This is a genomic window from Streptomyces sp. NBC_01003 (assembly GCF_045162695.1).
Classification (GTDB): domain Bacteria; phylum Actinomycetota; class Actinomycetes; order Streptomycetales; family Streptomycetaceae; genus Streptomyces.
This window is the reverse complement of sequence record NZ_CP108707.1, coordinates 4,097,354-4,111,746: the sequence shown is the minus strand read 5'-3', so window position 1 is coordinate 4,111,746 and position 14,393 is coordinate 4,097,354. Positions and strand designations below refer to the sequence as shown.

Sequence of the window (14,393 nt, the reverse complement as noted above, 5' to 3'; positions counted from 1 at the left end):
GGGCCGGCGCTGTCAGTGGGGCCGGTTAGCCTCGATGAAGTGACCACACGCCTCACCGATCCCGAGCAGCTCAAGGAGCTCCTCGGGATCCCGTTCACCCCGGAGCAGACGGCCTGCATCACCGCGCCGCCCGCCCCGCAGGTGATCGTGGCCGGAGCCGGATCCGGCAAGACGACGGTCATGGCCGCCCGCGTCGTATGGCTCGTCGGCACCGGACAGGTCGCCCCGGAGCAGGTCCTCGGCCTCACCTTCACCAACAAGGCCGCCGGCGAACTCGCGGAGCGCGTCCGCAAGGCACTGATCAAGGCAGGCGTCACCGACCCCGACGCCATCGACCCGGACAACCCCCCGGGCGAGCCCGTGATCTCCACGTACCACGCCTTCGCCGGCCGCCTCCTCACCGACCACGGCCTGCGCATCGGCCTCGAACCCACCGCGCGCCTCCTCGCCGACGCCACCCGCTTCCAGCTCGCCGCCCGCGTCCTGCGCGAGGCCCCCGGCCCCTACCCGGCCCTCACCCGCTCCTTCGCCGACCTCGTCAGCGACCTCCTCACCCTCGACGGCGAGCTCGCCGAACACCTCGTCCACCCCGACGAACTCCGCGCCTACGACACCCGCCTGCTGCACGCACTCGAAGGCCGCAAACTCACCAACGCCGACCTGCGCAAGGTCCCCGAGGCCGCCGCCGCCCGCCTCGACCTCACCGGCCTCGTCACCCGGTACCGCGAAGCCAAGCGCGCCCGCGACCTCCTCGACTTCGGCGACCAGATCGCCCTCTCCGCCACCCTCGCCCGCACCCGCCCCGAGGTCGGCGCCATCCTCCGCGACGAGTTCCGCGTCGTCCTCCTCGACGAGTACCAGGACACCTCCGTCGCCCAGCGGATCCTCCTGGCCGGCCTCTTCGGAGCGGGCACCGGCCACCCCGTGACCGCCGTCGGCGACCCCTGCCAGGCGATCTACGGCTGGCGCGGCGCCTCCGTCGCCAACCTCGACGACTTCCCCGAACACTTCGCCCACGCCGACGGCCGCCCCGCCACCCGCCTCTCCCTCAGCGAGAACCGCCGCAGCGGCGGCCGCCTCCTCGACCTCGCCAACGGCCTCGCCCAGCCCCTGCGTGCACTCCACGCGGGCGTGGAAGCCCTGCGCCCGGCCCCCGGCGCCGAACGCGACGGCATCGTCCGCTGCGCCCTCCTGCGCACCCACGCCGAGGAGATCGACTGGCTCGGCGACTCCCTCGCCCACCTCGTACGCACCGGCACCGCCCCCGGCGAGATCGCCGTCCTGTGCCGCACCGCGACCGACTTCGCCGCCATCCAGGGCGCCCTCGTCGCACGCGACATCCCCGTAGAGGTCGTCGGCCTCTCCGGCCTCCTCCACCTCCCCGAGGTCGCCGACCTCGTCGCCGTCTGCGAAGTCCTCCAGGACCCCGGCGCCAACGCCTCGCTGGTCCGCCTCCTGACCGGCCCCCGCTGGCGCATCGGCCCCCGAGACCTCGCCCTCCTCGGACGCCGCGCCCGCCTCCTCGTCGCCCACGCGCGCGGAGGCCCCGACGACGACCCCGACCGCCGTCTCGCCGAAGCCGTCGAGGGGGTCGACCCCTCCGAAGTGATATCGCTCGCCGACGCCCTCGACACATTCCTCGAGACGCCCCTCGACGAACCGGGCGACGACAAGCTGCCCTTCTCACCGCAGGCCCGCGTACGCTTCGCGCGCCTCGCCACCGAGCTGCGCGACCTGCGCCGCTCACTCGCCGACCCGCTGATGGACGTACTCCACCGCGTCCTCGCCGTCACCGGCCTCGAAGTCGAACTCGCCGCCTCACCGCACGCCCTGGCCGCCCGCCGCCGCGAGACCCTGTCCAACTTCCTCGACATCGCCGCCTCGTTCGCCGCGAACGACAGCTCCGCGACCCTCCTCGCCTTCCTCGGCTTCCTGCGCACCGCCGCCCAGTACGAAAAGGGCCTCGACAACGCGCTGCCCGGCGGCGAGAACACCGTGAAGGTGCTCACCGCCCACAAGTCCAAGGGCCTGGAATGGGACGTCGTCGCCGTCCCCGGCCTCGTCACCGGGACGTTCCCCAGCTCCCAGGGCCGCGAGAAATGGACCGCCCAGAGCAAGGTCCTTCCGCACGAACTGCGCGGCGACGCCGCCACACTGCCCGACATCGAAGCGTGGGACTCCAAGGGCATGAAGGCCTTCCACGAAGAGATGAAGGAACACCAGCGCACCGAGGAACTCCGCCTCGGCTACGTCACCTACACCCGCCCCCGCACCCTCCTCCTCGGCTCCGGCCACTGGTGGGGCCCCGCCCAGAAGCGCCCCCGCGGCCCCTCCGACTTCCTCCAGGCGCTGTACGACCACTGCGCCGCCGGACACGGGGAGATCGAGGCCTGGGTCGACGAACCGGCAGAAGACGAGGAGAACCCCGCGCTCCAGGAGGCATCTGCCGAACACGCGTGGCCGCTCCCGCTCGACGACGAGGCCATGGCGCGCCGCCGCGAGGCCGCGGCCACGGTCCTCGCCCACCTCGAAACCCCGGCCGACGACCACTCCCACGAGATGGCCCACCCGGCCACGTACACCGACCCGGACTGGCCGGCCCCGCCGGACGAAGAGGCGCTCTACGAAGACGAGCCCTTCTACGAAGATGAGCCTCTCAATGAAGAGGGCGATTTCTTCAGCTCGCCGGAGGACGGACCCGGACCGGACTGGGACGAGTGGGACGACTGGGACGCGTTGCCGCACGAGCGCCCCACGCTTCCGCACCCGACCGGCACCCCCGCGCACGAGCAGCCCGCGGCCGACGCCCCGCACAACGACACGCACCCCCACCCGGACGACGCCCGCCCCACGCCCGGCGCCCCGCACGCGCCCGTGCACGACGCCCCGCCCGCGCCCGCCGACGCGCACCCCCTGGGTGCCATCCCGCACCCCACCCCGCCCCAGGACGCCGACCCCCGCCCCCACCCCGACCCGGCGCCCACAAAGACCGCGCCCCCGGAGCGCCACCCGCTCACCCCGGAGGAAACCCGCACACTCGCCTCCTGGGACCGCGACCTCGACGCCCTCACCGGCGAACTCCTGCGCTCCCGCCAGGCCGTCCGCGACGTTCCCCTCCCCACCACCCTCACCGCCTCCCAGCTCCTGCGCCTGGCCGCCGATCCCGACGGCTTCGCCCAGGACCTGGCCCGCCCCATGCCCCGCCCGCCCCAGCCCGCCGCCCGCCGCGGCACCCGCTTCCACGCCTGGGTCGAATCCCGCTTCGAAGAGCTCCGCCTGCCCATGCTCGACCCCGAAGAGCTCCCCGGCACCGAGGCCGACATCGCCGACGAACGCGACCTCGAAACCCTCAAGGAAGCCTTCGACCGCACGCCGTACGCCCACCGCACCCCCCACCGCGTCGAAACGCCCTTCCAGCTCGCCATCGCCGGCCGCGTCATCCGCGGCCGCATCGACGCCGTCTACAAAGAAGGCGACGGCGACGACACCACGTACGAGATCGTCGACTGGAAGACCACCCGCGGCCGCACCGCCGACCCCCTCCAGCTCGCCGTCTACCGGCTCGCCTGGGCCGAGCAGCACGGCCTCCCGCCCGAGGCCGTCAAGGCGACGTTCGTCTACGTACGCGACGGCGAGACCGTCACCCCCCGCGACCTCCCCGGACGCGCCGAAATGGAACGCCTCCTCCTCGAAGACCCCACCCCCGGCCCCCGCGACCGGACAGCACCCGAACCACCGCACGAGCACACCCCGGCGGACGGATAGGCTCGGGACCATGAGCAAGCCCGTTGACAACGCCGTCAGCGCCGTCCGTGCGTACATCGATACCCACCACGACGCGTTCCTCCAGGACCTCGCCGAGTGGCTCCGTATCCCGTCCGTGTCGGCCCAGCCCGACCACGCACCCGACGTACGCCGCAGCGCCGACTGGCTCGCCGCGAAACTCCGGGAGACCGGATTCCCGACCACCGAGGTCTGGGAGACCCCCGGCGCGCCCGCCGTCTTCGCCGACTGGCCCTGCGACGACCCGCACGCCCCCACCGTCCTCGTCTACGGGCACCACGACGTCCAGCCCGCGGCCCGCGAGGACGGCTGGAACACCGACCCCTTCGAACCCGTCGTCATCGGAAACCGCCTCCACGCGCGCGGAGCAGCCGACGACAAGGGACAGGTGTTCTTCCACACACTCGGCGTCCGCGCCCACCTCGCCGCCACCGGCCGCACCACCCCCGCCGTCCACCTCAAGCTCCTCGTGGAGGGCGAAGAGGAATCCGGGTCCCCCCACTTCCGCGCCCTCGTCGAGCAGCACAGGGACCGCCTCACCGCAGACGTCGTGATCGTCTCCGACACCGGCATGTGGTCCGAGGACACCCCCACCGTCTGCACCGGAATGCGCGGCCTCGCCGACTGCGAGATTGAACTCCACGGCCCCGACCAGGACATCCACTCCGGATCCTTCGGCGGCGCCGTACCCAACCCCGCCACCGCCGCCGCCCGCCTCGTCGCGGCCCTCCACGACGACCACGCACGCGTGGCCGTCCCCGGCTTCTACGACGGCATCACCCCCCTCACCGACCGCGAACGGGAACTCTTCGCCGAGCTCCCCTTCGACGAAGCCCAATGGCTGCGCACCGCCAAGTCGCACGCCACCCACGGCGAGGCCGGCCACACCACCCTCGAACGGATCTGGGCCCGCCCGACCGCCGAGGTCAACGGCATCGGCGGCGGCTACCAAGGCCCAGGCGGCAAAACCATCGTCCCCTCCTCAGCCACGCTGAAGCTGTCCTTCCGCCTCGTCGCCGGACAGGACCCCGACCACGTCGAAAAGGCCGTCACCGACTGGGTCGCCCAACAGCTGCCCGCCGGAATCCGCCACACGGTCACCTTCGGCGCCGCCACCCGCCCCTGCCTCACCCCCCTCGACCACCCCGCCCTCCAGTCCGTCGTCCGCGCCATGAACCTCGCCTTCGACCAGAAGATCCGCTTCACGCGCGAAGGAGGCTCCGGCCCCGCCGCCGACCTCCAGGACGTCCTCGACGCACCCGTCCTCTTCCTCGGCATCTCCGTCCCCTCCGACGGCTGGCACGCACCCAACGAGAAAGTCGAACTCGACCTCCTCAAAAAGGGCGTCGAAACCGCCGCCCACCTGTGGGGCGACCTCGCGGAGAACTGGCGCGATGCACACTGAGCCACCCCACCCGCCGCACCACGCACCCGCTCAGCCGAACCGTCCCGCCGAAACACCCATTCCACCGGGGGAGTTGGAAGCACCCGTGACCACCTGGACCGACCGCACAGCCGACCGTCCGCTCTCGCTCTCCGCGCCCAGCGGCATCGACCGCGCCGCACACCACCGCCTCGACGAGGCCTGGCTCGCCGCAGCCTGGAGCCACCCCACCACCCGCGTCTTCGTGGTCTCCGGCGGACAGGTACTGATCGACGAGACGCCGGACGGCGCCACCGAACTGGTCATGACCCCGTCCTTCGAAGCGCCCCTCACCGAAGCCCACCGCTACTTCCTGGGCACCGACGACGACGGCGTCAGCTACTTCGCCCTCCAGAAGGACACCCTCCCCGGCCGCATCGACCAGTCCGCGCGCCCCGCCGGCCTGCGCGAAGCCGGACTCCTCCTGTCCCCCCGGGACGCCGGCCTCATGGTGCACGCCGTCGCCCTCGAGAACTGGCAGCGACTGCACCGCTTCTGCTCCCGCTGCGGCGAACGCACCGTCATCGCCGCCGCGGGCCACATCCGCCGCTGCCAGGCCTGCGGGGCCGAGCACTACCCCCGCACCGACCCCGCAGTGATCATGCTCGTCACGGACGACGAGGACCGCGCACTCCTCGGCCGCCAGGTCCACTGGCCCGAAGGCCGCTTCTCCACCCTCGCCGGCTTCGTCGAGCCCGGAGAGTCCATCGAGCAGTCCGTACGCCGCGAGGTCTTCGAAGAAGCGGGAGTCGTCGTCGGACCCGACGTCGAGTACGTCGCCAGCCAGCCCTGGCCGTTCCCCTCCAGCCTCATGCTCGGCTTCATGGCCCGCGCCACCTCGTCCGAGATCAACGTCGACGGCGAAGAGATCCACGAGGCCCGCTGGTTCTCCCGCGAAGACCTGCGCGCAGCGTTCGAGTCCGGAGAGGTCATGCCCCCCTACGGGATCTCGATCGCGGCCCGCCTCATCGAACTCTGGTACGGCAAGCCCCTCCCCAAGCCCGGCGACGCCGTATAAGCCCAGCCTGGATCAGATCAGATCGAATCTGATCCAGGCTGGGGCCCAACCGGTCAGGTCGGATCAGGCCGGATCAGGCAGGGCATCCGCTTGGATGGGCCGCATGACCGTTCACGACGTAGCTCGCGGCCTTCCCGACATCCCAACCCTGCGGGACCTGTGCCGCTCGATGGCGATGCTGGAAGCGGTACTGAACCCGGACGGCGAGCGGTACTACTCGTACAGCCGCACCTGGTCGGACACGGACCAGATCGCTTCGATGAGAAACGGCTCCGGAGACGAGCTCGACATCGTCTTCGCCCCCGTGGGCGCGTACATCCGGGCCTTCGACCACGAGTCGCCAATGAGCCCCTACGTCGACGATCTGCCCTGGCCAGGCGTGGTGGGCTCGGTCCCCGCCCCGTTCCACGCCTACGTCGACGAACCGGCCTTCACCGACGAAGACATGCCCAGGGTGACGGCGTGCCTATGGCGCGAGACCGACGATGAACAGTGGCGCACGGGAGACATCGAATACCCCGACAACCCCCCGGACCCCGACGGCTCCGGATGGATGTTCCGCCTGCTCACCGACGCGACCCCGGCCGCATTCCAAGCATTCGCCGAGGACCACTACGAGACCGCGGTCGACATCGACGTAGTACGCCACGTGTACGCCCACCGACCCTTGAACCGGGCCTTGACCCTCCGCTTGAACCCCGAGGCATCCATGACCACAGTCGCCGAAGAGGCGACCAAGATCGGCTACCCCCTGGAGGCGGACGCCGCCCGGGACGGGCCAAAGGGAACCCGGGACAGGCCAAAGGGAAAGTGACCAAGAAATACAGAAGACCCCCGCCGAAGCAGGGGCCAGTCTGTACGGACGGAGCGATCAGGCGGCGCCGCCCAGCGCCTGCTTGACCTGGGCAAGGCTCGGGTTCGTCATGATGACCTCGGCCCCACCACTGGCGGGAACGACCTGAACGGTCGGAACCGTCTGGTTTCCGCCGTTCGCCTTCTCGACGAACGCCGCAGAATCCGGGTCCTGCTCGATGTTGACCTCGTTGTACTCGATGCCCTCGCGGTCCATCTGGCCCTTCAGCCGACGGCAGTAGCCGCACCACGTCGTGCTGTACATCGTCACAGTCCCCGGCATGTTCCTCATGCTCCTTCACGGCTCGGAATGCTTATTGGCACTGAGTCGAACGTACGTGACCCGGCCACCATTCCCGCCCCCGCCCGAGCACCCACCACTGCCCCCGCCCGAGCACCCACCACAGCCCACGCATGACGCCCACCACACCCGCAGACGTGACACGCGCCGCATTAATACGACTGCACCCGCCCCCTGTGGACAACGCGACGCACCCGCCCCCACCGACCTGGCAGCATGGCGGGGTGACAGCAGCAACGCACTCCACCCTCTTCCCGCAGGTTCCGGACACGGCCGACGCGGTGCTCGACGGGCTCGACCCCGAACAGCGCGCCGTCGCCACCGCCCTGCACGGACCGGTGTGCGTCCTCGCCGGCGCGGGCACAGGCAAGACCCGCGCCATCACCCACCGCATCGCCTACGGCGTCCGCTCGGGCATCCTCCAGCCCAACAGCATCCTCGCCGTCACCTTCACCAACCGCGCAGCAGGAGAAATGCGCGGCCGACTCCGCGACCTCGGCGCCGGCGGAGTCCAGGCCCGCACCTTCCACGCCGCCGCTCTGCGCCAGCTCCAGTTCTTCTGGCCCAAAGCGGTCGGCGGCGAACTCCCCCGCATCGTCGACCGCAAGATCCAGCTGGTCGCCGACGCGGCCGCCGCCTGCCGCATCCGCCTCGAGCGCGGCGAGCTCCGCGACGTCACGGCCGAAATCGAATGGTCCAAAGTCACCCAGACCGTCCCCGCCGACTACGCCGCGGCAGCCGCCAAAACCGGACGCCTCACCCCCCGCAACAACGCAGAGACCGCCCAGATCTACGCCACCTACGAAACGCTCAAGCGCGACCGCACCCTCATCGACTTCGAGGACGTCCTCCTGCTCACCGTCGGCATCCTCCAGGACCGCCACGACATCGCAGAACAGGTCCGCTCCCAGTACCAGCACTTCGTAGTCGACGAATACCAGGACGTCAGCCCCCTCCAGCAGCGACTCCTCGACCTCTGGCTCGGCGACCGCGACAACCTCTGCGTCGTCGGCGATGCCAGCCAGACCATCTACTCCTTCACCGGCGCCACCCCCGACCACCTGCTCAACTTCCGCACCCGCCACCCCGGCGCCACCGTCGTCAAACTCGTGCGCGACTACCGCTCCACCCCCCAGGTCGTCCACCTCGCCAACACCCTCCTCTCCCACGCCAAAGGCCGTGCCGCCGAACACCGCCTCGAACTCATCTCCCAGCGGGACCGAGGACCAGAACCCGCCTACACCGACTACGCCGACGAACCCACCGAAGCCGAAGGCACCGCCCGCCGCATCCGCACCCTCATCGACAACGGCGTCTCCGCCGGCGAAATCGCCATCCTGTTCCGCACCAACGGACAGTCCGAGATCTACGAGCAAGCCCTCGCCGACGCCGGCATCCCCTACCAGCTACGCGGCGCAGAACGCTTCTTCGAGCGCGCGGAAGTACGGAAGGCAGGCCACGCCCTCCGCAGCGCCGCCCGCTTCGGAAACAACGACTCCCTCCTCGACGACGCCGTCGACCTGCCCTCCCAGGTCCGAGCCGTCCTCTCCGGCGAAGGCTGGACCAGCCAACCCCCCGACGGTTCCGGAGCCGTCCGCGAACGCTGGGAATCCCTCGCCGCCCTCGTACGCCTCGCCGAGGACTTCGCCCGCGCCAAACCCACCGCCACCCTCACCGACCTCGTCGCCGAACTCGACGAACGCGCCGCCGCCCAACACGCACCCACCGTCGAAGGCATCACCCTCGCCTCCCTGCACGCCGCCAAGGGCCTCGAATGGGACGCCGTCTTCCTCGTCGGCCTCGCCGAAGGCATGATGCCGATCACCTATGCCAAGACCGACGAACAAATCGAGGAAGAACGCCGCCTCCTCTACGTCGGCGTCACCCGGGCCCGCCACCACCTCAGCCTGTCCTGGGCCCTCTCCCGCTCACCCGGCGGCCGCCCCAACCGCCGCCCCAGCCGCTTCCTCGACGGCATCCGGCCAGGCACCTCAGGAGCCGCGGCCCGCAACACCAGCACCGGACAAGGCGGCATCGAACACGGCACACCCTCAACGCCCCGCACCACCACCGGACCCGTCCGACGCCGCACCGCCCGAACCGTCGCCCGCTGCCACGTCTGCGGACGCACCCTCACCGACGCCGGCGAGATGAAACTCATGCGCTGCGAGGACTGCCCCTCCGACATGGACGAGGGCCTCTACGAGCGACTCCGCGACTGGCGCGCCGACCAGGCACAACAGCTCGGGCAGCCCGCCTTCTGCGTCTTCACCGACAAGACCCTCGTCGCCATCGCCGAAGCCATGCCCGAAGACGCGGCCCAACTCGCCCGCATCCCCGGCGTCGGCATGCGCAAGCTCAACCGGTTCGGCACCGACGTGCTCACCATCTGCGCAGGTGGGGCCCCGGATACGGGCGTTGGAGGAGTCGACGAGGACGACTGATGCAAACTCGTCGAAAAAATAGTTTGCGCATGCCCCAGCAATCCCCATAGGTTCTTAAGCACGGGAACAGCGCCTCTTCTCCGAGGCCCTGGTTCCGTGCTGTACTAAAGCCGTCGGACCGGTTCACCCCGGTCCCAGAGACGCCGAGAGGAGGCGAATTCCAGTGATCAGCATCAACGCCAGCTTCATCAGCACCGCCAAAATGACCGATCGCTCGGTCGTCGCTTCCTGCCTGCTCGGTTTCTCGAACCTGGGCACCGGTGCGTCCGGCATTCCCGCCGCCCGTCCGGAGTCCTTCCTGTCTCTCGCCGACCTTCCCGTCCGCGAGAGCAATGAGCGACCGACCAAGGCACCGGAAGCAGTAGCAACGGCACAGGCCCAGGCCTATGCCTTTGCGGCGGCCGGTGCCGGATCCCGGAAGCAGACGACGCACCACCACACGATGTGGGCCTTCCGTGGGCTCGAACCCTGGAGTGATCCAGCCTGATCCTCGATCAGGCCGGCGCCTTCAGGGCCGCGGAACCCCACCCGGGATCCGCGGCCCTTCTGTTTTGCCCGCACGGGACAACAGAACGAAGGGGCCTCGGGAACAAGAAAAGACCCGGTACCACCGCCACCCGGCCCACAGGCCGGAACGACCAGACGAGGAAGACAACACCGTGCAACTCGAAGCGCACGCCCCGTCAGTACCGCCTTCAGACACTCTCCCCCCGCCCGGTCTCACGGAGGACCCCACCTTGAACCCCCTGACTACGCTCACCGCGCTCGACGACGCCATCGAGAACCTCGGCGTACCCGTCCCCTGCCGTGCCTACGACCCCGAGGTCTTCTTCGCGGAGTCGCCGGCGGACGTCGAGTACGCCAAGTCCCTCTGCCGCACCTGCCCGCTCGTCGAGGCCTGCCTCGCCGGCGCCAAGGAGCGGCGCGAGCCCTGGGGCGTCTGGGGCGGCGAGCTGTTCGTCCAGGGCGTCGTCGTAGCCCGGAAGCGGCCGCGTGGCCGCCCGCGCAAGAACCCGGTCGCGGCATGAACGCACGAGGAACGATCGACCGCCCCCTGACGCACGACCCCCAGAAGCAGGCCCCGATGAAGCCGTCCACCAGCGAGCCCACCGGCTCTGCGACCCCAGACTTCACCACCACCGACGCGAACGACTCGCGCCAGAACAGGACCCGAGAGATGCAACTCATCCCAGAAGCACTGGCTCGTGCGCATATGCACGAGCGGCTGCGCTCCGCCGAGGCCGAACGCCGCGCACTGCGCCTGGCAACGGCCCGCCGGATGCAGCGCCGCGCCGAGCGCGCATCACTGCGCGCACGCCGCGCGCTCGCCATGGCGGTCATGCAGTGACCCACCCCGCGGGGGCCGATCCACAACGGACCGGCCCCCGCGGTGCGTTGCCCCACAGCCTCGGAAGACAGAGCTATCGTCACCACGTGACGTCTCTTCCCGACGGCGACTCAGCGCAGCGACCCGAGCCCGAACCCGGCACCATCGTGTGCGCCCTCTGCGGCACCACCGCCCAGGGCGCCCCGCCGACCTGGACCTACTCAGTGGAGAACGGGACCGGCCGGCACTACTGCGACCGCTGCGCCCGGGAGAACCTGAGGGCTATTGAGGGGCGGCTGGATTCGGAGTGGTGGTGAGCTTCGGCGGAACATTCCTCGGGGGGCTTCCCTCCCCCCCCGCCCCCTCCCCACCCCGCCCCCTCCCCACCCCGCCCCGCCCCCAGATTCTGATCACGCCTCAGCAGCCGAGACGCCCTCGCTTGTCCCCGCGCTCGCCGCTGCTTCCGCGGCTATGTCTTCGACCGCGCCGACGGTCGAGCCCTCGACCGCGCCGACGGCCGATCCCACGACCGCTCCGCCTGCCGCGTCGTCAACCGGCTCCTCGTCCCCCGTCAGGAATCCCGGTAGCCACCTCTCAAGTTCGTCCCGTAGCCGTACCGTCGCGCCGAGTTGGCACAGGACTCCGATGGTGCTGAGGGTCACGCGATGTATCAGGAGGTAGGAGGGCGGCAGGTTCAGTTGCTTGCCGAGCTGGTGGGCGGGGGAGCGCAGATCGGCGATGCGTGCGGCCTGGCTGCGCATCCAGCCGCGCGTGAAGGTGAACTCGTCGACCAGGGCCGGCTCGATGATCGGCAACAGGTACTCGAGCACCGCGTCGGGTTCGAGGTCGATCGTCTCCTTGACGAAGCCCTCTGTGCGCAGCAGTTCGTAGACCGCTTCCGCGTTGCCTGCCAGGGTCATGCGCAGTGAGGTGCCGATGGTCTCGGGGAGGCCGTCGGGGAGCCGGTCCACGGTGCCGAAGTCGAGGACTCCGAGTCGCCAGCCGTTCTTCTCGTCGCGCAGCAGCCTGAAGTTTCCAGGGTGCGGATCGGCGTGGAGGAGGCTGGTGCGGGCCGGGCCCGAGAACAGGAAGCGGGCGAGAAGCTGTCCTGCCCGGTTCCGTTGTTCGTCGGTGCCGTCGATGATCACCTCGGAGAGAGGTGTTCCGTCTATCCATTCGGTGATGAGGACCTGGTCGCGCTGGTGCACCACGTCGGGTACGTGCACATCGGGATCGTCGGCGAACTCTTCGGCGCAAGCGCGCTGGGCCTGTGCCTCCAGTCCATAGTCGAGTTCCTCGGACACCCGGTCGCGCAGTTCCGTGATGAGCGGCTTGATGTCCATGCCGGGGATCAGGGGGCCGAGGAGGCGGGCGAAGCGGCCGAGTTGGTTCAGGTCGGAAAGCAGGGCCTCGCCGGCTCCCGGGTACTGCACCTTGACGGCGACCTCGCGGCCGTCGTGCCAGATGGCGCGGTGGACCTGCCCTATCGATGCGGCTGCCGCGGGCTTGTCCTCGAACTCCAGGAAGTTCTCCCGCCATTCGTCGCCGAGCCGTTCCGCGAGGACGGCGTGGACCGCCCTGGTGGGCATGGGCGGCGCTGCTTCCTGGAGTTTGGTCAGCGCGGCACGGTACGGGCCTGCGACCTCCTCGGGGAGGGCGGATTCGAAGACGGACATGGCCTGCCCGAACTTCATGGCTCCGCCTTTGAGCTCACCGAGAACCTTGAAGAGCTGGTCCGCCGTGCGCTGTTGCAGTTCCCGCCCGACGATCTCGGCCGACTTCCCGCCGATGCGTTTGCCGAGGCCCCAGGTCGCGCGCCCGGCGAAGCCGAGTGGCAGCGCGGCCAGTTTGGCGGTACGGGTTACCGCCTTCCGGGGAAGATCAGACATGCGCCCCTCCAAGTCCCAGCCTGCCGTGCCGCCAGTGGCGGTTACCCGGCCATTGTGTCGTGCTGCTCTCCGCCCTCGGAGGTCTGCTCCCCCTTACTTCTCTCACCTGCTCCGCATGAACAGTCCGGATGCGCCCATACCGGGCGGGCGTGCCAGTCGAGTCCCGGAGCCGATGTCTCCCAGCGGGCGCCGGTGCTGGACGGCAGTTCGCCGTCGAGGAAGGCCAGCGCGTGTGCCGCCGTGAGTCCGGCGACGGCCGTGGCGAGAGCCAGGTCGCATGCGGGTACCTGGAGTTGACGTCCGGAACGCCATTGGGCGAGCAGTCGGGGCCAGGTGGGGTCGCGGTCCGTGCGGTCCAGTGACAGGCAGCCGGCGCAGGCGGTGCCGCCGGGCAGTACCAGGGGGCCGACGACTCCGGTGGCCTCGACCACTCCGGCGTAGAGGTGGGGCGTGCCCGAGGCGATGAGTTCTTCGGCGGCCAGGGGGTCGGGGGTGTGGGCGGACAGGCCGTCGCGTGGGGCGATGATCACGAGGGAGAGGGCCGGTTCCTCCGCTGAGGGCGGGGCCTGGATCTCTGACGGAGATTGGGACTGGGCTTGGGATTGACGTGGGCCGGAGCGGCGGTCGGGGCGGGGCGGGCGGTCGGGTGCCGCCTTGCGTACGGCTCGACACGCGGCTGTGTCTCGGCGTTCTCCGACGGATTCGACGGGGAGTCCGCCCGGGGCCACGTCCCACGGTTCGACAATGCCTCCGTCGCGCACATCGACGTGGCCGACGCCTGCGGCGGACAGGACGGACGCGATGACTGTGCCGACACGGCCGGTTCCCCGGACCTGGACGCGCATGCTGCGGCGGGCTGCCAACTTACGTGCCCCTGCAGCTGGTTCAGGGGAAAGGACCGTGAGGGCCGCCAGGTCGGGGCGGAGTCGGTCGAGGACTCCTTGGCGCCTGCGGAGCGCGTCGAAGGCCGGGCCTCCGCCGGTGGCGTCGTCGACCAGTCCGGCCCTCGTCAGCCGGTGGAGCAGAGCGTCGACATGGCCGTCGGGAAGTCCCATCCGGCGGCCTTCGTCGCGTAGCAGGGCCACGCCGCGGGTTCCGTCGAGGAGGGTGAGGAAGGTGCCGGTCGCGGTGTCGACCGGGCCGAGTACGACGGCGTGGGCGGCTGCCACGCCGAACTGGACGGTATTGAGGTCGCGCCAGCCGCGTCGCAGCGCCGGTTTCAGGATCGGATGCATGGCTGTTAGCGGTGAAGTGCCCATCTGTTCCCCCGTGATGTGCCTGTGTTCTCGCTCTGGTGATCAAGTCGGCGATCAGGTTGATGACGTTGGCGAAGTCGGTGGCGTTGGTGACGTGACC

General features: G+C 70.3%; 12 protein-coding genes. 9 read left to right on the top strand and 3 right to left on the bottom strand.

Annotated elements, in window-relative coordinates; all coding sequences use genetic code 11:
• Positions 1-39 precede the first annotated feature (39 nt).
• The 4 genes from OG698_RS18705 (at position 40) to OG698_RS18690 (ending at position 7,038) form a co-directional block, all read left to right on the top strand.
• Positions 40-3,765, top strand: a complete 3,726-nt coding sequence (locus OG698_RS18705; RefSeq protein ID WP_406104172.1) for a UvrD-helicase domain-containing protein — start codon at positions 40-42, stop codon at positions 3,763-3,765.
• A 10-nt stretch (positions 3,766-3,775) separates the two neighbouring features.
• A complete protein-coding gene (locus OG698_RS18700; RefSeq protein WP_406104170.1) occupies positions 3,776-5,188 on the top strand; it encodes a dipeptidase in 1,413 nt (470 codons plus the stop codon).
• Between the two features lie 85 nt (positions 5,189-5,273).
• Entirely contained in the window at positions 5,274-6,224 is a 951-nt protein-coding gene (nudC, locus tag OG698_RS18695) for an NAD(+) diphosphatase (RefSeq protein WP_165914633.1), read from the top strand.
• A gap of 103 nt (positions 6,225-6,327) precedes the next feature.
• A complete protein-coding gene (locus tag OG698_RS18690; protein ID WP_406104168.1) occupies positions 6,328-7,038 on the top strand; it encodes a hypothetical protein in 711 nt (236 codons plus the stop codon).
• 57 nt (positions 7,039-7,095) lie between these two features.
• On the opposite strand, the gene OG698_RS18685 is transcribed toward OG698_RS18690, so the two are convergent.
• Entirely contained in the window at positions 7,096-7,359 is a 264-nt protein-coding gene (locus OG698_RS18685; RefSeq protein ID WP_399969797.1) for a mycoredoxin, read from the bottom strand.
• Between the two features lie 131 nt (positions 7,360-7,490).
• On the opposite strand from OG698_RS18685, the gene OG698_RS18680 reads away from it, so the two are divergent.
• The 5 genes from OG698_RS18680 to OG698_RS18660 all read left to right on the top strand — a co-directional run bounded on the left by OG698_RS18680 (position 7,491) and on the right by OG698_RS18660 (position 11,465).
• Positions 7,491-9,821, top strand: a complete 2,331-nt coding sequence (locus tag OG698_RS18680) for an ATP-dependent DNA helicase UvrD2 (protein WP_406104166.1) — start codon at positions 7,491-7,493, stop codon at positions 9,819-9,821.
• A 163-nt stretch (positions 9,822-9,984) separates the two neighbouring features.
• Positions 9,985-10,308, top strand: a complete 324-nt coding sequence (locus OG698_RS18675) for a hypothetical protein (protein ID WP_100596669.1) — start codon at positions 9,985-9,987, stop codon at positions 10,306-10,308.
• 172 nt (positions 10,309-10,480) lie between these two features.
• Positions 10,481-10,849 carry a WhiB family transcriptional regulator gene (locus OG698_RS18670; protein ID WP_116510238.1) on the top strand — a complete coding sequence of 123 codons (369 nt, stop codon included), beginning with the start codon at positions 10,481-10,483 and terminating at the stop codon, positions 10,847-10,849.
• Positions 10,846-11,169 (top strand): hypothetical protein, encoded by a 324-nt coding sequence (locus OG698_RS18665; RefSeq protein WP_326774205.1) that lies wholly within the window; start codon positions 10,846-10,848, stop codon positions 11,167-11,169. The genes OG698_RS18670 and OG698_RS18665 overlap by 4 nt, the downstream gene beginning before the upstream one ends.
• Positions 11,170-11,255: 86 nt before the next feature.
• Entirely contained in the window at positions 11,256-11,465 is a 210-nt protein-coding gene (locus tag OG698_RS18660; RefSeq protein ID WP_100596672.1) for a hypothetical protein, read from the top strand.
• 93 nt (positions 11,466-11,558) lie between these two features.
• On the opposite strand, the gene OG698_RS18655 is transcribed toward OG698_RS18660, so the two are convergent.
• Together OG698_RS18655 and OG698_RS18650 are read right to left on the bottom strand one after the other, a co-directional pair.
• Positions 11,559-13,037 carry an ABC1 kinase family protein gene (locus OG698_RS18655; RefSeq protein ID WP_406104165.1) on the bottom strand — a complete coding sequence of 493 codons (1,479 nt, stop codon included), beginning with the start codon at positions 13,035-13,037 and terminating at the stop codon, positions 11,559-11,561.
• Between the two features lie 41 nt (positions 13,038-13,078).
• Positions 13,079-14,272, bottom strand: coding sequence for a ThiF family adenylyltransferase (locus OG698_RS18650; protein ID WP_406104163.1), 1,194 nt, complete (start codon positions 14,270-14,272; stop codon positions 13,079-13,081).
• Positions 14,273-14,393: the final 121 nt, after the last annotated feature.